Consider the following 18,398-nt stretch of genomic DNA (forward strand, 5'->3'; position numbering starts at 1 on the left):
CCCGCGCGATTCCGGATGGCTATTCCACGACAAGGAGAACGGGATGATCACCCGGCGCGAATTCCTGCAAGCCTCGCTCGCTGCTTCGGCGATCTACGGCGCATCCGGTTTTGGCAACTGGTCGCGGCTGGCCGCCCAGCAGGCGCTGAGTCAGGACCAGCTTTTGCAATTCGATGACTTCGGCAATCTGACGCTGATCCACATCACCGACATCCACGCCCAGATGAAGCCGATCTGGTTCCGCGAACCGGAATGGAACATCGGTGTTGGCGCGGCGAAAGGCCAGCCACCCCATGTCGTGGGCCGCGCCTTTCAGGACATGTTCAAGATCGCTCCGGCCAGCCCCGAAGCCTATGCCCTGACCTATGAGGACTTTGCGGCCCTTGGCCGTACATATGGCCGGATGGGCGGCATGGACCGCGTCGCCACTGTGGTCAAGGCAATCCGCGCCGCACGGCCCGACAGCATCCTTCTGGACGGCGGCGACACCTGGCAAGGGTCGATGACCAGCCTGCTGACCAAGGGGCAGGACTGCGTCAACGTGATGAACGCGCTTGGCGTCGAGGCGATGACCAGCCACTGGGAATGGACCCTTGGCACCGAACGCGTCAAGGAAATCGTCGAGGCCCTGCCCTTCCCCTTCCTTGGCGCCAATATCTTTGACGCCGAATGGGACGAACCGGCGTTCGAGCCCTACAAGATCTTCGAAAAGGCCGGCCTTCGTATCGCGGTTATCGGCCAAGCCTTCCCCTACATGCCGATCGCGAACCCCGGCTGGATGTTCCCCGAATATTCGTTCGGCATCCGCGAGGAGCGCATGCAGGAAGTCGTCGACGAGGTCCGCGCCGAAGGTGTCGATCTGGTGGTCTGCCTGTCGCACAACGGCTTTGACGTCGACAAGAAGATGGCAGCCCGCGTCACCGGCATCGACGTGATCCTGACAGGCCACACCCATGACGCGATCCCCGAACCGGTGCTGGTGGGCCAGACAATCCTCATCGCCTCGGGCAGCCACGGCAAGTTCGTCAGCCGCGTCGATCTGGATGTGCGGGACGGCAAGATGATGGGCTTCAGGCACAAGCTGATTCCGATCTTCTCGGACGTGATCACCCCCGACCCGGACATGGCCGCCCTGATCGATGCCGAACGCGCGCCGTTCAAGGCCCAGCTGGAAGAGCAGCTCGGGACGACCGAAAGCCTGCTTTACCGGCGCGGCAATTTCCAGGGTACCTGGGATGACCTGATCTGCGACGCGGTCCGCAGCGAACGCGACGTGCAGATCGCGCTTTCTCCCGGCGTCCGCTGGGGTGCCTCGCTTCTGCCCGGTGACGCAATCACCCGGGAAGACATCCATAATGTCACGTCGATGACCTACGGCCAGGTCTACCGGACCGAGATGACCGGCGAGACGATCAAGACCGTGCTTGAGGACGTGGCCGACAACATCTTCAACCCCGACCCCTACTACCAGCAGGGCGGCGACATGGTCCGCATCGGCGGCATGGGCTTTGCCTGTGACGTGTCCAAGCCCATCGGCGAGCGGATAAGCGACATGGTGCTGCTGGAGACGAGCGAGGCCATCGACGCCGCGAAATCCTACACCGTCGGCGGCTGGGCGAGTGTTAACGAAGGCACCGAAGGCCCGCAGATATGGGACGTGGTGGAAGCGCATATCAGAAAGCTTGGCACTGTCCGGCTAGACCCCAACCCCTCGGTCACCGTGACCGGGATCTGAACAGGAGCGTTCGCCAGATGACCGACGAACCCGCAACCAGCCGCCGTGCCTTTCTGGCCGGCACCGCCGCCGCAGGCGCGGGCCTTGTTGCCACCAGCGCCACGGCGCAAACACCTGACCCGCTGATTACCGAGGTGCAGGAATGGGCCTCGATCTTCGGTGATCCGGTTGACGCCACCCCCTACGGGATGCCGATCGAGTTTGAATCCCACGTCGTGCGGCGCAATGTCGAATGGCTGACCGAAAGCACCGCCTCGTCGATCAACTTCACGCCGATCCATGCGCTGGAAGGCACGATCACCCCGCAGGGCTGCGCGTTCGAGCGGCACCATTCGGGCGCGATTTCACTGTCAAAGTCCGACTACCGGCTGATGATCAACGGCCTCGTGGACAAGCCCCTCGTCTTCACCTTCGAAGACCTGCTGCGCTTTCCCCGCCAGATCACCACTGCCTTTTGCGAATGTGCGGCCAATGGCGGGATGGAATGGGGCGGCGCGCAGCTGGAAGGCTGCCAGTTCACCCAGGGCATGATTCACAACATGGAATATACCGGCGTAATGCTGCGTGACCTTCTGGCCGAGGCCGGCGTGCAGACGGAAGGCAAGTGGGTCTATGTCGAAGGCGCGGATGCCAGCTCCAATGGCCGGTCAATCCCCATGGAAAAGGCGCTCGATGACGTGATGGTCGCCTTCTTCGCCAATGGCGAGGCGCTGCGCAAGGAACACGGCTATCCGGTCCGGCTGGTTGTTCCCGGCTGGGAAGGCAACATGTGGGTCAAATGGATCCGCCGCATCGGGGTCTATGATCAGGCGGTGGAAAGCCGTGAGGAAACCTCGAAATACACTGACCTGATGCCGGATGGCCGGGCGCGGAAATGGACATGGGTGATGGATGCGAAATCCGTCATCACCTCGCCCAGCCCGCAGGCGCCGATCCGCCATGGTGCCGGGCCGCTGGTCATCACCGGGCTTGCATGGTCGGGCAATGGCCGCATCACCCGTGTCGATGTGTCAACCGATGGCGGCAACACCTGGACGCCCGCCCGCATCTCGGGCGATGCCAAGTCCAAGGCGCTGACCCGGTTCCACCATGACATCAACTGGGACGGGCAAGAGATGTTCATCATGTCCCGTGCCATTGATGAGACGGGATATGTCCAGCCGACCAAGCAGGCGCTGCGCGACATTCGCGGGCTGAACAACGTCTACCACAACAACAGCATCCAGACCTGGTGGGTGCGCGCTGACGGAGAGGTCGAGAATGTCGAAATCGCGTGAACTGGCGCTGGCCTCCGCCCTTTTGACGACCCTTGCGGCCCCGGCCTTTGCCGAAACCCTCGGCCTTGGTCGCGCGGCCTTGCCCGAGGAAATCGCGGCCTGGGACGTCGCCATCCTGCCCGATGGCACCGGCCTGCCCGAAGGTTCGGGCGACGTGGAAACCGGCGATGAGGTCTTTGCCGAAAACTGCGCGTCGTGCCACGGCGACTTTGCCGAGGGCCTTGACAGCTGGCCCGTCCTTGCGGGCGGTGCCGGATCGCTGACCGACCCGCGCCCGGTAAAGACCGTCGGCAGCTACTGGCCCTACCTGTCCACCGTCTTCGACTATGTCCACCGCTCGATGCCCTTTGGCCAGGCGCAGACACTGACGGCGGACGACACCTACGCGATCACCGCGTTCCTGCTTTACTCCAACGGCATGGTCGAAGACGACTTTGTCCTGTCGAACGAGAACTTCACCGAAATCGTCATGCCCAACGCCGACGGCTTCTATCCCGACGACCGGGCCGCAACAGAATACCCGCTGTTTTCTGCTGAACCCTGCATGGAAAACTGCCGCAGCGCCGCCCCTGAAGTGACAAAACGCGCGGTCGATATCAACGTGACCCCGGAAGACCCCGACGGCAAGCCTGCCGGCACCCTGCCGGTGATCACTGTGGCGTCAACCGGTGAACCCGCCGCAGTGGCAGAACCCGCCGCGCAGGAAACCGAAACCGTCGAGGCTGCGCCGGAAGCCGCCCCTGAACCGGCAGAAACGGCTGAAGCGGTGCCTGCCGCCGCAGATCCCGCACTTGTCAAGGCCGGGGAAGCGATCTTCAAGAAATGCGCCGCCTGCCACAAGGTCGGCGAGGGTGCCAAGAACGGCGTCGGCCCGGCCCTGAACGGCATGGTCGACGCGGCGATGGGCCAGATCGATGGGTTCAAATACTCCAAGGCCCTGGCTGAAATGGGCGCGGGTGGCGGGGTATGGGACGCGGCGTCGCTGCACGCTTTCCTTGAGAACCCCAAGGGGTTCGTCAAAGGCACCAAGATGGCCTTTGCCGGCCTGAAGAAGCCAGACGAACGTGACGCCGTCATCGCATACCTTTCGACCTTTGGCCCTTGAACATGCGCATTGCCCTGACCTCTCTCGGCCTCCTCCTTGCCATCGGGACTGTCCCGGGGGTGGCCGAAGAGATCGGGGATGCCGAACGCGGGGCCACGCTGTTCGCCCGGCAATGCGCCGCCTGCCATCAGATCGGCGACGGCGCGGTCAACCGGGTGGGGCCGCAGCTTAACCGGCTGTTTGGACGTCGCGCCGGTAACGCAGAGGGGTTCACCTATTCGAAATCCATGGCCCGCATGGGGGCTGACGGATTGACATGGACATTGCAAACCCTTGACGCCTACATCGAAAATCCCAAGGCGCTGGTTTCAGGTACGCGGATGAACTACCGCGGGATGAAGGATCCCGAGGATCGCGCCGCCCTGATGGCCTTCCTGCGCGATTGGTCCGACAAGCCCCGCGACATCCCCGAGGCCGAGCCGACGGCCCGCAAGACCAACCCTGATCTTTCCCCCGAGATCCTCGCGATGGAGGGGGATCGGGACTATGGCGAATACCTGTCGTCGGAATGTCGGACCTGCCACCAGGCTGATGGCTCGGATCAGGGCATCCCGTCGATCACCAACTGGCCGGCCGAGGATTTCGTCGTGGCCATGCATGCCTACAAGCAGAAACTGCGCCCGCATCCGGTGATGCAGATGATGGCGGGCCGCCTGAATGATGAGGAAATCGCGGCCCTTGCCGCCTATTTCGCCACGCTTGACTGACGAAGCGCGGGGCCAACCGCGCCGGAACGCAATCCATGGGAGGAGAACCCGGATATGAAGCTGAACAGACGCCATTTCATCGGCACAGGCCTTGTTGCCAGCGCCATCCTGACGGCGCCGACGGTCTGGGGCCAGGCCAAGGCCAAGGTCGTCGTCATCGGCGGTGGCGCTGGTGGGGCGACGGCCGCCCGCTACATCGCCAAGGACAGCGAGGGCGCGGTCGAGGTCACGCTTGTCGAGGCGAATCCGGTCTACACAACCTGCTTCTTTTCCAACCTCTATCTTGGCGGCTTCCGCGATTTCGAAAGCCTTCAGCACGGCTATGAAACCCTGGCCGGTGGCGGCGTGACGGTGATCAACGACATGGCCACAGCCGTTGACCGCGCGGCAAAGACCGTGACGCTCGCCAGTGGTGCGGTCCTGCCCTATGATCGGCTGGTCCTGTCGCCCGGGATCGACTTCAAGGATGGATCGGTTCCCGGCTGGTCGGCAGATGCCCATGCCGAGATCATGCCCCACGCCTACAAGGCAGGCCCGCAGACCCAGCTTCTGAAGGCCCAAATCGAGGCGATGCCCGAAGGCGGCGTCTTTGCCATGATCGCCCCCCCGAACCCCTATCGCTGCCCGCCCGGCCCTTATGAGCGCATCAGCATGGTCGCCCATGTGCTGAAGGAACGGAACCCGACCGCCAAGATCATCGTCGCCGATCCGAAGGAGAACTTCTCGAAGAAGGCCCTGTTCGAGGAAGGCTGGGCGAAACACTACGCCGGGATGATCGACTGGATCGGCCCCGATTTCGGCGGCGGCAATGTCGAGGTGCGCCCCGACACGATGGAGGTCGTGATCGACGGCGAGGTGACCAAGGTTGACTGCTGCAACGTGATCCCCGGCCAGATGGCCGGCAAGATCGCGGCCCTTGCTGGCGTGACGGACGAAGCTGGCTGGGCTCCGGTTGATCCGGCTTCAATGAAATCGAAGATGGATGAAAACGTCTGGGTGCTGGGCGATTCCAGCGCGCAGGGCGACATGCCGAAATCGGGCTTCTCGGCCAACAGTCAGGCCAAGGTCGCCGCCATGGCGATCCGGGGCGAGTTGACTGGTTCCAGAACCTTCCCGGCCAAATACTCCAACACCTGCTGGTCGCTGATCGCGCCCGAGGACGGGGTGAAGGTCGGAGCCTCCTATGAGCCGACGCCGGAAAAGATCGCCTCGGTCGAAAGTTTCGTCTCGGCCACCGGCGAGGATGCGGCGTTGCGCAAGGCAACCTACGAGGAATCCCTCGGCTGGTATGCCGGAATCACCGCCGACATGTTCGGCTGATCCCTTCCTCCCTGACTGGCGGGTGTCACCCTTGGCACCCGCCACCTTTCCAACGGACCTGACGCCATGTTGACCCGCCGCCATCTTCTGACCGCCACCGCCGCCGCTCTTGCCACACCGCTCTTGCCCCGCCGCGTCTGGGCGGCCAGCACCCTGACGCTTGGGTCCACACAGATCGACACGCTGTCGGATGGCAACCTTGTGCTGCCGGGCGACTTCATCCTTGGCGGCATGCCGCAGGACGAAATGCAGGCGATCGTCGCGAAATACGGCCTGCCGACCGACCAGCTGACCCCGCCCTGCAATGTGACGCTCTTGCGCGACGGCACCAATACCGTCCTCTTTGATGTGGGCGCCGGGCCGGATTTCCAGCCCAGCGCGGGCAAACTGGCCGAGGCGCTGGACCTTGCCGGGGTGACGGTTGAAGACATCACCCATGTCCTGTTCACCCACGGCCACCCCGACCACCTTTGGGGCCTGCTGGACGATTTTGACGAACCCGTCTTTCCCAACGCCGAATACATGATCGGTCAGGCCGAGTTCGACTACTGGACCGACCCCGACACCGTCACCAGCATCGGCGAGGCCCGCGCGACCTTTGCCGTCGGGGCCGCCCGCAGGCTGGCCGCCATCGCCGATACCGTCCGCTTGCTGACCGATGGCGAGGAACCGCTGCCCGGCGTCTTTGCCCGTCTGACCCCCGGCCACACCCCAGGCCACATGGCCTTTGAAATCGCCGGGCCGACCCCGGCCATGGTGCTGGGCGATTGCATCGGCAACCATCACGTCGCGTTCGAGCGGCCCGAATGGGCCAGCGGCTCGGATCAGGACAAGGATCTTGCTGCGGCCACGCGCGTCGCCTTGCTTGACCAGTTGGCAACCGACCGACACGCGATCATCGGCTTTCATCTGCCCGCTGGCGGGATCGGACGGGTCGAGCGGGCCGACACTGGCTACCGGTTCATCGAAGAAACTTGACCGCACCGCGCCAACACCGGCGCTCAACCTGGGAGGTTACACCGTGACAAGGTTTGGACTTTTGGCCATCGCCGCCATTGCCCTCGGCACTGGCGTGGCTGTGGCACAGGACGCAACCACCTATCCCTTTGACGGCACTTTCGAGGACGCCACCTTTGCCGTGGAATCAGCGATCATCGGCAAGGGGCTGGTCATCGATTATCGCAGCCATGTCGGCGACATGCTGAACCGCACCGGTGCCGATGTCGGCAGCGCGGTGACGGTCTATGACAGTGCCGATGTCTTCCTGTTCTGCTCGGCCGTCCTGTCACGCAAGGTGATGGAGGCCGATCCGATGAACATCGCCCATTGCCCCTATGGCATCTTCGTCACCGACCGTGACGGCGCGGTCGCCATCGGTTACCGCAACCTGCCCGACGGCCCGATGCAAGAGGTCCAGGAGTTGCTGGACGGCATCGCGCGCGAGGCTGTCGGCGAATAACGCTGTCCCAAGAATCCTCCCCTCCCCCCGTGGGGGGGATGGGGTGGAGGCAGCTGCACGAAGCCGCTACTCGCAGCCGTTGTGCATTTTCCACATCGCAGGATCATGCCCATCGGGGACGACGTCACAGGGGCTTGCCGCGCCATAGCCGCGCAATGCGTTGTAGCGCGCGATCTGTTCGGGCAGCAGCAGTGGCGGCGTCTCCAGATGCCGCTTGAGATGGATGAACCGCAGTTCGGACCGCGCCGCCCCGGCCGCGCCGATCAACGCGCGCAGGTCAGCTTCGTCGACGACGCCGATGCGGAACGCCGCCTCGATGGCTGCCTCTGCCGCGATTAACTTTTCGCCCATCGGCACCGCTTCTGCCTTCATCGCCGCGAAAATTGCTTCAATCTCGGCGACCTGCCTTGGCGAAAGCCCGATTTCGTCCCGCAATTCCAGAAGATGCGCCGGGCCGGGCGCGCCGTTCAGTTCGGCCGCCAGCGCCAGACCCCAGCCCCCGCCACGCTGCAATTCCTTGATATCCGTCTCGGACAGCGTCTTGATCTCGCGCCCCTCCATCCCGGCATAGGGCGAGGCGGTCTCGGCTCCGGTCATGGCGGGCCAACAAAGGGCAAGGGCAAGAACAAGCGGACGCATGGAATTTCCTTTATCGGCTTCACATCCAGCCTCGCATCCGGCAGCGGCCCTCCTTATGATCGTGATCATGTCCGAACCCTTTCAGCACCTCTTCAATGGCGCCCGTCCGCTGGTGCTTGAACAGGGCCAGACCTTGTTCCTTACCGGCGATCCGGTGGCGCTTGTCCATCTGGTGCAGTCCGGGAAGGTCGCCCTTCTGCGCCGCACGCCACAGGGTGGGACGCTAAGGCTGCAACTGGCCGCTCCGGGAGAAGTGCTGGCCGAGGCCTCGGTCTGGTCCGCCCTCTATCACTGCGACGCCGAGGCGGACGGCCCCGCAACCCTGTTGTCGGTGCCGGTGACCCGGTTCCGGCACAGGCTGACCGAAGATGCGGCCCTTGCCGAAGCCTGGGCGCGACATCTCGCCCGGTCGGTTCAGGCAGCCCGGTTCCGGGCGGCGCTTCTGGCGTTGCGGGGTGTAGCCGAACGTCTGGATGCATGGGTGGCCGAGGGCCATGACCTGCCGCCCCATGGCGCGATCCAGACCCTTGCCGCTGACCTTGGTGTGACCCGCGAGGCGCTTTATCGTGAACTGTCGCGTCGGCGGCATAGGGGTGACAGAACCTGAACGGCCACGGGCAACGCAGTGACAGTGTTCATGTCGCAAGGTCTGCCCCGCGTGGACACGGTCTCAGGCCAGTACCCGCCGCCCGGCCCCCGCCTGATCCACCAGCAAGTCTGTCACCCCGGCGCCCACCCACATGCAGAACAGCGCCAGCCATGCCGTACCGACAAAGATCGACCCGCCGGTCACCCCGGCCCCGATCGCGCAGCCGCCCGCCAGCATTGCTCCGAACCCCATCAGCGCCGCCCCGGTCATTGATCGCCGCATCTGGCCTTCGCCCTCAAAGCCCTGAAACTTCAACTCGCGTCCGAACCAGGCAGCGACCAGCGCGCCAAGAAACACGCCGGGAACCAGACCGATATCGAAATCCAGCATCGGGTTTTCGGTCAGAAAGAACATAAGCGTATTGGCAGATGGCCCCGAAAAGGTGGCCGAGGTCACCGCCATCGGCTCGAACGCCACCTGCGCCAGACTGAAGGTCAGCACCCAGCCCATGGCCACCGCGAAGCCGACGCCCGAGGCAAAGACCATGGTCCGCAGGCCAAGACCATTCCGCCGGACCAGCACAAAGGCCAGCGCGGCAACGGCCAGCCCAAGCCCAAGCCCCGCCGCATCCGGCAGGCCCAGCGCGTGCAAGAGGTTCACATTCGCTCCGCCCGGCGTGACCCAAAGCCCCGCCAGCCATGCCCGCAGCGGCGCCAGCCAGCCGTGCAGCGACATCTGCGCCACCACCGCGAAGATCAGCCCCGCCACCACCGCCCGCAGGTTCCCCGTTGCCGCAAGCACCAGAAGCCGCCCCGAACAGCCGCGCGCCAGCACCATGCCCGCGCCGAACATCAGCCCCCCGATCACCGCGCCCGACCATGACCCCGCGACCGCCATCATCCGCGCCTCTTCGACCCGGAACAGGCCCAGAAGATAGGCCCCCTGTACCCAGATCACCGCCGTCGAGAACGCCAAGAGCCAGACTGCCACACGCGGCCCAAGGCCCCCGCGGGCGAACTCCACCGTGGCCGCGCGCAGGCAAAACTGCGACCGCTGTGCCGCGACACCGAAGATAGCACCCGTCAGAAGCCCGAACAGGGCTGCAAGAACCGCCTCGTCAACGAAATCCAGTAGCGGCAGAATATCCATGCTCACCCCTCCGATGCGGGCAGAATGCAGGGATCACGCTGCGCCGCCTTGATACAGGTCAGATTGCCGGACCGCACACACAGTGTTCCGAGGCGTGCAGATGAACTGGCGGGAATTCGCGGCGCGGGATCTGACGCATCAAAGACAGAACCTTGTCCCAGAGCTGTCTTGCCCTGTCCTGCATAACTGGCTTTCGTCTCGGGTCAGGCCAGCTTGGCGGTGGTTCGCAGGACTTGAAGTGATGGCGGTCAATGCGTTTGTCCCGGTTTGTGCAGAATCTGGATTTTGCGGAGTCTTGCAGCGGAAAGGGGCGTTCATGTTTGCCGATCGGGACGAGGCGGGGCGAGAGCTGGCCCTCCGCCTGCATGCAATGCGCGATCAGGCACCCGTGGTTCTGGCCCTGCCGCGCGGTGGCGTGCCGGTTGCCGCCCCTGTTGCCGAGGCATTGAACGCCCCACTTGATCTGATGCTGGTCCGCAAGATCGGCGTCCCCGGCCACAGCGAACTGGCGGTCGGTGCAATCGCGGGGCCGGATGGTCAGACGATCGTGACCAACCCCGATGTCGCGAGGATGGAGGGCTTGAATGAACATGACATTGAACAGCTTGCCGTCGCAGAGCGTGCCGAGTTGCGCCGCCGTCAGGCCCTGTACCTGAAGGGCCGCGCACCCATTTCCTTGGCAGGCAGGACCGTCATCCTCGTTGATGACGGGATTGCGACCGGGGCAACAGCGAGGGCCGCTTTGCTGGAGATCCGCCGGTCCACGCCAAAGCGGATCGTCCTTGCGGTTCCTGTGGCGTCGACCGAATCGGTCGCTGTGCTTCGGCCCCTTGCGGATGAAATCGTCTGCCTTTCCATTCTGCAGATGTTCTATGCCGTCGGCGCGCACTACCGCGACTTTCCGCAGGTCGATGATGCCGAGGTGATCCAGATCCTTGCATCCCACCAACATTGGGCGGGGCCGCAACAGACCTGAGTGCCTTTTGCCGAAGTCCCGGCTTGGGAACAAGCCGATGTGCTAGCCCCGGACAACAACCAGCACACTCCCTTTGCGACCTTGCATCACCCGGCGGGAACCGAGGGCGCGGAAACCGAAGGCGGAGGTTCGCCTGCAACCGGCTCTTGCGGGATGCGCGCGGCAAGGGCGCGCAGGACGCCGGTTGACAGGGTGCCGATGCCGAACAGCACCAGCACGAAGTTCACCATCCAGCCCAGCACCGGCACAAAGTTCAGCAGCGAAAATGCCACCACCCCGCCGCCAAGCAGCGCGATCCGCAGCGCCGGCGCAGGGTCTTCGCGCCCGCCAAAGGCCTGATACAGCCGCAACGCGACCACATAGACCCCAAGCACATAGCCAAGCGTCCAGACCAGAAGGATTGCCAGAACCACAATCGGCACGAAGGGCAGGCCAATCACGGTCATCACCGCAACTGGCACCAGTCCCGACAGCGTGGCAATTCCCAACACGCCAAACAGCACCATCAGCGCTGGCTGCCGTATTCCTGCCAGACGCAGGCCCTCAACCCGCTGCGGGGCCAGAGCCAGAAGCGCCCCACCCAGCAGGGTCAGAAATCCAAGCGTCACCAGAAACCCCGTCAGAAGCGCAAAGGTAGATGGCAATGCCGGCATGTCTCGCCCTGCCCAGCCGTCCACCCAGCCGGCCCCCCAGTCGCGCATGTGGTCGATCCGATCCATCAGGGGTGGGGTCTTGTGATAGACCACCCGCGCGGCGGGAACGACATCATCCGGGATAGTCACGGGCTCGGGCGCGGAATAGGTCAGGGTTCCGGCAATGCGCGCCTTTGGGCCAAAGGCGATGGAACCGCCTTGCAGCAGCGCATCGCCGGTGACGGCCGCGTCCAGCGTGATCTCGCCCCCGATCGCCGCCAATGAGCCGCCAACGGGACCATCGATCGTAATCGTGCTGCCCAGCATCCGCACATTGCCTGTGGTGATTGCGGTGTCAGCAGTGCGCAAGGAAAAGCCCATCGTCGACAGATCGCCGCCCACTGGCGCGCGAACCGTGATGGCAGCCCCGGCGGCATAAAGATCGCCTGCAACCTCCGCCTCAAGATCAAGGTCAAAGCCGGCAACATGGGCATCTCCCACCACGCGCCCCTTTGTCACCACCGCCCCGCCCGACGCAAAGACATCACCGGGCGCTTGCAGGTCCGGCATGGCGGAGGAGGTTGCGATGAAGGTATCGGTACCGTTGGTCGTCTGCACTGTCTCGGCCCCAAGCGGCAAGACCGCAGCAGTTGCCAGCAAGACAGACCCAAGCAAAGCTACGGCACGCAATGAAGCCGGCATGACAGACCCCCTTGATGCAAGAAAGCAAGTATCCGTAACAGGCGTATTTCCAGAGCAGGCATTGGTCATTCTGCACCTCTTGCAGGGGTCTTCATTGATGACCATCAATGCCGGGCAGTCCTGTTGCTGCGAGGCTGGATTTCTGATCAGCCTTCGGATCCAGTCATCGGATAAATCGCCATGCACCTTTTCCACACCTCGGCAACGCTGCTTCAATTGTCACGGCCCTCTGCGACGCCTGCCATGGGGAAGCCCCCGGATGAGGTGCCGGGCAAAAGCCCGCCCGAAGCGCCCGGCAACACCCCGACCGAGGCACCCCCCGGCGCACCACCGGAATCTCCGGCAGAGACACCGCCCGAAAACGAGCCTGCCACCCCAATCGAACTTCCCCAGGATCAACCCCCGCCGGAATTCTCAGCGGCGGCGTGATCCGCGCAGGCCCTGATGACGATCATCAATGCGCCCTTGGCCGCAGTCTCCCCATCCTGCCGCCAGACCCTTGGGGAGAGACGCGGCATGAGCATCCGGTTCCTTCGCATCTGTTCAATTTTGCTGATGTCAGCGGCGCAAGTGCCTCCCGCCACGGCAGAAACCAGCCTTGCCGCGCCCCCGACGCTGGCACCGATGGTGGAACATGTGCTGCCATCGGTGGTCAGCATCGCGGTCACTGGCACCATCACAGGGATCAGCCGGGATTGGCTTTGCGATTCCGGAGGATATGGCAATGGCGATTGCTGATCAGCTTGTGCGTAACGGGCAGGTGCGACGTGGACAGCTTGGCGTCATCATTCAGGATGTGACACGGGACATGGCCCGCGCCCTTGGCCTTGATGCCCCCGGCGGCGCGCTGATTGCGCAGGTCATGCCCGGCGGCGCTGCCGAGGTGGCGGACTTGCGGCCCCGCGAGGTGATCGTTGCGCTGGACGGAGCGGCCATCCCTGACGGAGTTGCCCTGCGCTACCAGATCGGCCTGCGGCCGCCGGATCAGGAAATATCGCTGGATATCCTGCGCGAGGGCAAGCGGATGTCGGTGGCAGTCGTTCCGCGCGCCGCAGAACAAACGCCGACAAACCAGCGTCTCGGACAAGACGAGGCCGAACAACCGCCCTGCCTGCAAGGCCTGTTCCTGAAAGAAGATCAACACGGGGTGATGGTCTCGGGCGTTGCTCCGGCCAGCGGTGCCGCCCGCGCGGGCAGGATGGTGGGCGACCGCATCATCGCCGTGGGAACAACCCCGACCAACAAGATCAACCAGTTCCGCGATGCAGTCGCTGCGGCCAGCATCGATGATCCGGTTCTGATCGAAGTCGAGCGGCAGGGCTCCGCACTCTTTCTCACCCTTCCCTAGCGGCCGGACATCCGGCCATCGGATACAGGATGCAAGTCACGAACACCACCGGGCCGATCACCGAGAACGCGGACATTGCGCTGCGTCTGCAAGACTATGCCGCGCTGCTCGAACAGCAGGGCGACGACGCATTCCGGGTCCGCGCCTTTCAGGACGCGGCCGATCATGCGGGGTCATTGCCTGTCGCCCTGCGTGACATCTTCGCGCGCGAAGGCGTTGCGGGTCTGATCGACCAGCCCACGATCGGACGGGCGATTGCGGCCGCGATTGCCGAGATGCTGACCACAGGTCGCTGGTCGCAGCTTGACCGGCTTCGGGGCGATGCGGCGCCTGCGCGGTTGTTCATGACCATTCCCGGCATCGGGCCGGCTCTTGCAAGACGTCTGGCCGATGACGAGGATCTGGAGACGCTGGAAGACCTTGAAATCGCCCTGCAACCCGGGGGGCGGCCCATCCCCGGCTTTGGCCGCCGCCGCAGGCAATTGATCCTGTCGCAGGTCAACGAACGGCTTGGTCGGATCAGAACGGCGCGGCACGGCGCGGGGTCGGTCACGCCACCTCCGGTCAACCTGCTGCTGGACGCCGACAGGCTTTACCGCGACCGCGCCGCTGCCGGTCAGTTGCGCCTGATCGCGCCGAAGCGGTTCAATCCCGAGGGAGCCGCGTGGTTGCCAGTGATGCATGCCCGGCGCGACGACTGGCACTTGACGTTGATGTGGTCGAACACCGCGCGCGCGCATGAACTGGGCAAGACCCATGATTGGCTGGTGGTATACTTTCGCAAGGATGGCCAGCCCGAAGGGCGCTGCACGATCGTGACGGAAACGCGCGGTCCACTGGCGGGAAAGCGTGTCGTGCGCGGCCGAGAGGCGGAATGTGAAGCCCTGCTGGCCAAGCCCGCCTTGCCCGCTCAGGGTGCTGGCTGACGGCCCTGTCCGTTGGCGTGGTGCCGGTGGAGCATTCGCTCTGGCGCGGCGGTCTTGACGTTGATCAATGAGAAAGGCGTCCGGCTGAAGCAAGGTCATTGCCATGAACATGCCCGAAGGATCTGACCCGCTCAGCGTCCAGCCGATGACGGCCCAAGCCTGACGTCAGGTCCGTGGACAAGCAGGTGAAATACCCGGCAAGGAAAGGACATCAGATGGAAATCGCCAAGATCATGCATGCGCCCGCCGAATGGGTTGAAGCAAGCACTCCGGTCGCCGAGGTGGCGCGCCGGATGAAGGATGGCGACATCGGTGCGTTGCCCGTGGGCCGCGACGACCGCCTGATCGGGATGGTAACGGATCGTGATCTGGCGCTGCGGGTGCTTGGTGAAGGGCGCGATCCCGGCAAGACGACGGCGGAACAGGTGATGACCCCGGGGGTCGTCTGGTGCCTGACCGGCCAGACCGTCGAAGATGCCCTGCACATGATGGAGCAAAAGAAGATCCGCCGTCTGCCGGTTATCGACGACAAGAAGCGGCTGGTCGGCATGCTGAGCCTTGGCGACATCGCCGATGCCATGCCGCGGCAGCTTGTGGGCGAAGTCGTCAACGCCGTCGCCGATCATCACGCCTGAACCCCGGAGCCGATCATGCAGCGCGACCCCATCATCACATGGCGCAACCTGACGCGTTCAGAGGCGGTTGAGAACCTTGTCCGCAAGCGTATCGAAGCGGTCGAAAGGTTCTGTCCCGAAGCAGTCGGGCTCCGGGTCACTCTGGACGCGCCCCAGAAACCACGCCACACGGCGTTCGGTATTGCTGTGAGCCTTGCCCTCCACCCTGCAGAAACTGCAACTCAAGGCCCAAGCCAAGCGCGCAGCCTTGGTGGACCGGGCCTTGCAGCGGCTGGTGGAACAGATGCTCAGCTCTCTGATTGCTCTGCGCCAGCGACATGGCGTTTCACGGCGATGAAGCTGTCCGGGGTCACCGAGACGGAATCGATCCCCGCCCTGACCAGCAGCCTTGCGAAGGCCGGGTCGTTGCTTGGGGCCTGACCGCAAAGCCCGACCTTGGCCCCGGCCTTGTGGGCGCGGGCGATCAGGCTTTCGATCATCCAGAGAACCGCCGGATCGGATTCGTCGAACAACTCTGCCAGTTCCTCGGAATCCCGGTCCACGCCCAAGGTCAGTTGCGTAAGGTCGTTTGAACCGATCGAGAACCCGTCGAACCGTTTGGCGAACTCCTCGGCCAGAATGACATTGGCCGGAATCTCGCCCATCACATAGACCTCCAGCCCATCCTTGCCGCGTTCAAGACCGTGCCTTCTCATCACCTCCAGCACACGGTCCGCCTCGACCGGGCTGCGACAGAACGGGATCATCACGACGACGTTGTCAAAGCCCATCTCCTCGCGCAGCCGCCGGATCGCCTTGCATTCCAGCGCGAAGCCTTCCTCATACCTGGGGGAATAATAGCGCGACGCGCCGCGAAAACCGATCATCGGGTTTTCTTCCCGGGGCTCGAACTCGCGCCCGCCCAGAAGCTCGGCGTATTCGTTGGTCTTGAAATCGCTCATCCGGACAATCACGGGCCGTGGGTAGGCGACCGCCGCGATCTGCGACAGGCCCCGGGCCAGACCGTCGACAAAGAACTCGGTCTTGTCGGCATAGCCCTTGGTCATCTCTGCGATTTCGGCCTTGGCGGCATCGTCCTTCAACCGGTCGAAATGCACCAGGGCCATTGGATGAACCTTGATCGCGTTGTTGACCACGAACTCCATCCTCGCCAGCCCGACACCGTCGAACGGAAGCCGCCACCAGCGGAACGCGGCCGAGGGGTTGGCCATGTTCAGCATGATATGCGTGCGGGTCTCCGGCAGGTCGTCGATCCGCAGGTCTTCGGCCTCAAATTCGGCGATGCCTTCATGGATCACACCCTCGCCCCCACCCGCGCAGGATACGGTCACCTCTTGTTCATCGTGCAGGATGTGGGTGGCGTTGCCAGTGCCGACAATTGCAGGCAACCCCAGTTCACGGCTGACGATGGCGGCGTGGCTGGTGCGCCCGCCGTGATCTGTCACGATGGCCGAGGCGCGCTTCATGATCGGCACCCAGTCCGGGTCGGTTGTCGAGGTGACGAGGATGGACCCGTCGACAAACCGGTCAATGTCCCTGGCGCTCTGGATGATGCTGACCCGGCCCGCAGCAACAGCACTCCCGACGCTCAGACCCGTTATCAGGGTCTTGCCGGCCTTCTTCACGGTATAGGACTTGATCGCTCCGGCATCCGCGCGGGACTGCACGGTTTCGGGGCGGGCCTGCACGATGAACAACTCGCCCGTTTCGCCATCACGAGCCCATTCCATGTCCATCGGCTGACCGTAGTGATCCTCGATGGTCACTGCCATCCGGGCGAGGTCAAGGATCTCGACATCGCTCAGCACCCAGGCCGCGCGCTCGACCCTTGATGTCGGCACGTTGCGGGTCTCGCCGCCCTGCTGACCGGCGTAGATCATCTTGATTTCCTTGGCACCCAGCTTCTTTTCGACGATGGGGGTCAGGTCCGGATTGCCGAGGAAGGGTTTGTAGACCTGATATTCATCGGGGTTGACCGCCCCCTGAACCACATTCTCGCCCAGCCCCCAGGCCGCGTTGATCAGGGCAATCCTGTCAAATCCGCTTTCGGTATCGATCGAGAACATCACGCCCGACCCACCGGTATCGGACCGAACCATCCGCTGCACCCCGATCGACAGCGCCACCTTCGTATGTCCGAAACCCTTCATCTGCCGATAGGTTATGGCCCGGTCGGTGAACAGCGAGGCAAAACACCGCCGACAGGCAGCCAGCAGGGCCTTTTCGCCGCGCACATTCAGATAAGTCTCCTGCTGGCCGGCAAAACTTGCATCGGGCAGGTCTTCAGCGGTGGCGCTTGACCGAACGGCAACCGGCAGATCCGTAACCCCGGCCCGGTGCGACAGTTCGCGGTAGCCTTGCAGGATGTCGGTCTCGATATCCTTGGGCCAGTCTCCGGCAAGGATCATCGCACGCACTGTCGAACCAGCCTCGTGCAGGGTGATCTTGTGGTCCTGCCACTTGCCGATCACATCGTCGATCCGGGTGTCGAGAGCGTTGGCGGTCAGGAAGGCGCGATAGGCATCTGCTGTGGTCGCAAAGCCCGACGGCACCTTGATACCCTTCTTGCCCAGTTGCTGGACCATTTCGCCAAGGGAACTGTTCTTGCCCCCGACCAGTGCAACATCTGCCCGGGCAAGGTTTTCGAACCACATGACATTCACCGACTTTTTCGACATCTCGGTCTCCGCATCCCAAGGGCTATAAAGTTTGCATCCTACCCGGCTTCCGGTCTCTTCCGCCTTGACGCCAATCAAACCGGACAGCGGGCAATCGTGGTACGTTACTTTGGCAAAGAAGGGGGACGTGACATGATCAAATCCGAAATTGGGCGACTGATTGACGAGGTGGAATCTGCGGCGCGGCTTGACCGTGCATTGCTGACCCGCAGCACCGAATTGTTGCGTCTGGCTTTTCCGGGCGTTCCGTTGCCCTTGGAAACAACGTCAGAGGATCTGGTCGAACAGGTTCTGCATCTGGTCGATACGCTGCTTCCCACCTGGACGATCCAGCTGATCGGCAAAGCGATGGAACCAGACGGCCACTGGCGCTGTTCCTTGCGCGAAACCCGGGGCAGCGATGAAGATGAAATGATCGGCCTTGGATCTGGTGCCGTTGTCGGTCTGGCACTGATTGCGGCCTTGTTGCGCGTGGCGCTGGCAAAGTCGGCGCATTGACCTTGACGAGGCCCTGACCTGTC

General features: G+C 63.7%; 19 protein-coding genes. 14 read left to right on the top strand and 5 right to left on the bottom strand.

The genetic code is table 11. The annotated features are described in order from the left end of the window. Positions 1 to 43 precede the first annotated feature (43 nt). The 7 genes from soxB (at position 44) to QUV21_RS06040 (ending at position 7,603) form a co-directional block, all read left to right on the top strand. A complete protein-coding gene (gene soxB, locus QUV21_RS06010) occupies positions 44 to 1,735 on the top strand; it encodes a thiosulfohydrolase SoxB (protein WP_300853722.1) in 1,692 nt (563 codons plus the stop codon). A 17-nt stretch (positions 1,736 to 1,752) separates the two neighbouring features. After that, positions 1,753 to 3,012 carry a sulfite dehydrogenase gene (soxC, locus tag QUV21_RS06015; protein ID WP_300853723.1) on the top strand — a complete coding sequence of 420 codons (1,260 nt, stop codon included), beginning with the start codon at positions 1,753 to 1,755 and terminating at the stop codon, positions 3,010 to 3,012. Further along, complete coding sequence (locus tag QUV21_RS06020) at positions 2,996 to 4,117, top strand: c-type cytochrome (RefSeq protein WP_300853724.1); 1,122 nt, start codon at positions 2,996 to 2,998, stop codon at positions 4,115 to 4,117. Before soxC ends, QUV21_RS06020 begins: the two co-directional genes overlap by 17 nt. A gap of 2 nt (positions 4,118 to 4,119) precedes the next feature. Further along, positions 4,120 to 4,824 (top strand): c-type cytochrome, encoded by a 705-nt coding sequence (locus QUV21_RS06025; protein ID WP_300853725.1) that lies wholly within the window; start codon positions 4,120 to 4,122, stop codon positions 4,822 to 4,824. A gap of 54 nt (positions 4,825 to 4,878) precedes the next feature. After that, positions 4,879 to 6,144: an NAD(P)/FAD-dependent oxidoreductase gene (locus tag QUV21_RS06030; protein ID WP_300853726.1), complete on the top strand. Its 1,266-nt coding sequence runs from the start codon at positions 4,879 to 4,881 to the stop codon at positions 6,142 to 6,144. A 66-nt stretch (positions 6,145 to 6,210) separates the two neighbouring features. After that, positions 6,211 to 7,122, top strand: a complete 912-nt coding sequence (locus QUV21_RS06035; protein ID WP_300853727.1) for an MBL fold metallo-hydrolase — start codon at positions 6,211 to 6,213, stop codon at positions 7,120 to 7,122. Positions 7,123 to 7,189: 67 nt separating this feature from the next. Further along, complete coding sequence (locus tag QUV21_RS06040; RefSeq protein ID WP_300853857.1) at positions 7,190 to 7,603, top strand: DUF302 domain-containing protein; 414 nt, start codon at positions 7,190 to 7,192, stop codon at positions 7,601 to 7,603. Positions 7,604 to 7,669: 66 nt separating this feature from the next. Here QUV21_RS06040 and QUV21_RS06045 read toward each other — a convergent pair whose 3' ends face one another. Then, on the bottom strand, positions 7,670 to 8,242 hold the full coding sequence (locus tag QUV21_RS06045) for a Spy/CpxP family protein refolding chaperone (RefSeq protein ID WP_300853728.1): 573 nt from the start codon (positions 8,240 to 8,242) through the stop codon (positions 7,670 to 7,672). A gap of 67 nt (positions 8,243 to 8,309) precedes the next feature. Here QUV21_RS06045 and QUV21_RS06050 point away from each other — a divergent pair, with 67 nt between their 5' ends. After that, positions 8,310 to 8,849, top strand: coding sequence for a Crp/Fnr family transcriptional regulator (locus tag QUV21_RS06050; RefSeq protein ID WP_300853729.1), 540 nt, complete (start codon positions 8,310 to 8,312; stop codon positions 8,847 to 8,849). A gap of 63 nt (positions 8,850 to 8,912) precedes the next feature. Here QUV21_RS06050 and QUV21_RS06055 read toward each other — a convergent pair whose 3' ends face one another. Further along, positions 8,913 to 9,980 (bottom strand): YeeE/YedE family protein, encoded by a 1,068-nt coding sequence (locus QUV21_RS06055; RefSeq protein ID WP_300853730.1) that lies wholly within the window; start codon positions 9,978 to 9,980, stop codon positions 8,913 to 8,915. Between the two features lie 316 nt (positions 9,981 to 10,296). Here QUV21_RS06055 and QUV21_RS06060 point away from each other — a divergent pair, with 316 nt between their 5' ends. Next, on the top strand, positions 10,297 to 10,956 hold the full coding sequence (locus QUV21_RS06060) for a phosphoribosyltransferase (protein WP_300853731.1): 660 nt from the start codon (positions 10,297 to 10,299) through the stop codon (positions 10,954 to 10,956). Between the two features lie 86 nt (positions 10,957 to 11,042). Here the strand turns inward: QUV21_RS06060 and QUV21_RS06065 are convergent, their stop codons facing one another. Together QUV21_RS06065 and QUV21_RS06070 are read right to left on the bottom strand one after the other, a co-directional pair. Then, complete coding sequence (locus QUV21_RS06065) at positions 11,043 to 12,290, bottom strand: hypothetical protein (RefSeq protein ID WP_300853732.1); 1,248 nt, start codon at positions 12,288 to 12,290, stop codon at positions 11,043 to 11,045. 212 nt (positions 12,291 to 12,502) lie between these two features. Continuing rightward, entirely contained in the window at positions 12,503 to 12,664 is a 162-nt protein-coding gene (locus QUV21_RS06070; RefSeq protein ID WP_300853733.1) for a hypothetical protein, read from the bottom strand. A gap of 142 nt (positions 12,665 to 12,806) precedes the next feature. Between QUV21_RS06070 and QUV21_RS06075 the strand changes: the two genes are divergently transcribed. The 4 genes from QUV21_RS06075 to QUV21_RS06090 all read left to right on the top strand — a co-directional run bounded on the left by QUV21_RS06075 (position 12,807) and on the right by QUV21_RS06090 (position 15,199). Further along, positions 12,807 to 13,028, top strand: coding sequence for a hypothetical protein (locus QUV21_RS06075; RefSeq protein WP_300853734.1), 222 nt, complete (start codon positions 12,807 to 12,809; stop codon positions 13,026 to 13,028). Then, a complete protein-coding gene (locus tag QUV21_RS06080; RefSeq protein ID WP_300853735.1) occupies positions 13,015 to 13,638 on the top strand; it encodes a PDZ domain-containing protein in 624 nt (207 codons plus the stop codon). The genes QUV21_RS06075 and QUV21_RS06080 overlap by 14 nt, the downstream gene beginning before the upstream one ends. Before the next feature lie 29 nt (positions 13,639 to 13,667). After that, entirely contained in the window at positions 13,668 to 14,564 is an 897-nt protein-coding gene (locus QUV21_RS06085; RefSeq protein ID WP_300853736.1) for a helix-hairpin-helix domain-containing protein, read from the top strand. A 215-nt stretch (positions 14,565 to 14,779) separates the two neighbouring features. Further along, positions 14,780 to 15,199 (top strand): CBS domain-containing protein, encoded by a 420-nt coding sequence (locus QUV21_RS06090; RefSeq protein WP_300853737.1) that lies wholly within the window; start codon positions 14,780 to 14,782, stop codon positions 15,197 to 15,199. Between the two features lie 287 nt (positions 15,200 to 15,486). Here QUV21_RS06090 and ppsA read toward each other — a convergent pair whose 3' ends face one another. Beyond that, positions 15,487 to 17,877 (bottom strand): phosphoenolpyruvate synthase, encoded by a 2,391-nt coding sequence (ppsA, locus tag QUV21_RS06095; protein ID WP_300853738.1) that lies wholly within the window; start codon positions 17,875 to 17,877, stop codon positions 15,487 to 15,489. 132 nt (positions 17,878 to 18,009) lie between these two features. On the opposite strand from ppsA, the gene QUV21_RS06100 reads away from it, so the two are divergent. Further along, positions 18,010 to 18,375, top strand: coding sequence for a hypothetical protein (locus tag QUV21_RS06100; protein WP_300853739.1), 366 nt, complete (start codon positions 18,010 to 18,012; stop codon positions 18,373 to 18,375). Positions 18,376 to 18,398: the final 23 nt, after the last annotated feature.

This window comes from Tabrizicola sp. (genome assembly GCF_030373185.1).
In the GTDB taxonomy this organism is placed as follows: Bacteria; Pseudomonadota; Alphaproteobacteria; order Rhodobacterales; family Rhodobacteraceae; genus Tabrizicola.

Excerpts from the sequence above, each read along its gene's own strand:
- QUV21_RS06030 (WP_300853726.1), top strand. The coding sequence starts at position 4,879 with ATGAAGCTGAACAGACGCCATTTCATCGGCACAGGCCTTGTTGCCAGC.
- QUV21_RS06035 (WP_300853727.1), top strand. The coding sequence starts at position 6,211 with ATGTTGACCCGCCGCCATCTTCTGACCGCCACCGCCGCCGCTCTTGCC.
- QUV21_RS06080 (WP_300853735.1), top strand. The coding sequence starts at position 13,015 with ATGGCGATTGCTGATCAGCTTGTGCGTAACGGGCAGGTGCGACGTGGA.
- soxB (WP_300853722.1), top strand. The coding sequence starts at position 44 with ATGATCACCCGGCGCGAATTCCTGCAAGCCTCGCTCGCTGCTTCGGCG.
- QUV21_RS06100 (WP_300853739.1), top strand. The coding sequence starts at position 18,010 with ATGATCAAATCCGAAATTGGGCGACTGATTGACGAGGTGGAATCTGCG.
- QUV21_RS06060 (WP_300853731.1), top strand. The coding sequence starts at position 10,297 with ATGTTTGCCGATCGGGACGAGGCGGGGCGAGAGCTGGCCCTCCGCCTG.
- QUV21_RS06075 (WP_300853734.1), top strand. The coding sequence starts at position 12,807 with ATGAGCATCCGGTTCCTTCGCATCTGTTCAATTTTGCTGATGTCAGCG.
- soxC (WP_300853723.1), top strand. The coding sequence starts at position 1,753 with ATGACCGACGAACCCGCAACCAGCCGCCGTGCCTTTCTGGCCGGCACC.
- QUV21_RS06020 (WP_300853724.1), top strand. The coding sequence starts at position 2,996 with ATGTCGAAATCGCGTGAACTGGCGCTGGCCTCCGCCCTTTTGACGACC.
- QUV21_RS06090 (WP_300853737.1), top strand. The coding sequence starts at position 14,780 with ATGGAAATCGCCAAGATCATGCATGCGCCCGCCGAATGGGTTGAAGCA.
- QUV21_RS06025 (WP_300853725.1), top strand. The coding sequence starts at position 4,120 with ATGCGCATTGCCCTGACCTCTCTCGGCCTCCTCCTTGCCATCGGGACT.
- QUV21_RS06085 (WP_300853736.1), top strand. The coding sequence starts at position 13,668 with ATGCAAGTCACGAACACCACCGGGCCGATCACCGAGAACGCGGACATT.
- QUV21_RS06065 (WP_300853732.1), bottom strand. The coding sequence starts at position 12,290 with ATGCCGGCTTCATTGCGTGCCGTAGCTTTGCTTGGGTCTGTCTTGCTG.
- QUV21_RS06055 (WP_300853730.1), bottom strand. The coding sequence starts at position 9,980 with ATGGATATTCTGCCGCTACTGGATTTCGTTGACGAGGCGGTTCTTGCA.
- ppsA (WP_300853738.1), bottom strand. The coding sequence starts at position 17,877 with ATGTCGAAAAAGTCGGTGAATGTCATGTGGTTCGAAAACCTTGCCCGG.
- QUV21_RS06050 (WP_300853729.1), top strand. The coding sequence starts at position 8,310 with ATGTCCGAACCCTTTCAGCACCTCTTCAATGGCGCCCGTCCGCTGGTG.
- QUV21_RS06045 (WP_300853728.1), bottom strand. The coding sequence starts at position 8,242 with ATGCGTCCGCTTGTTCTTGCCCTTGCCCTTTGTTGGCCCGCCATGACC.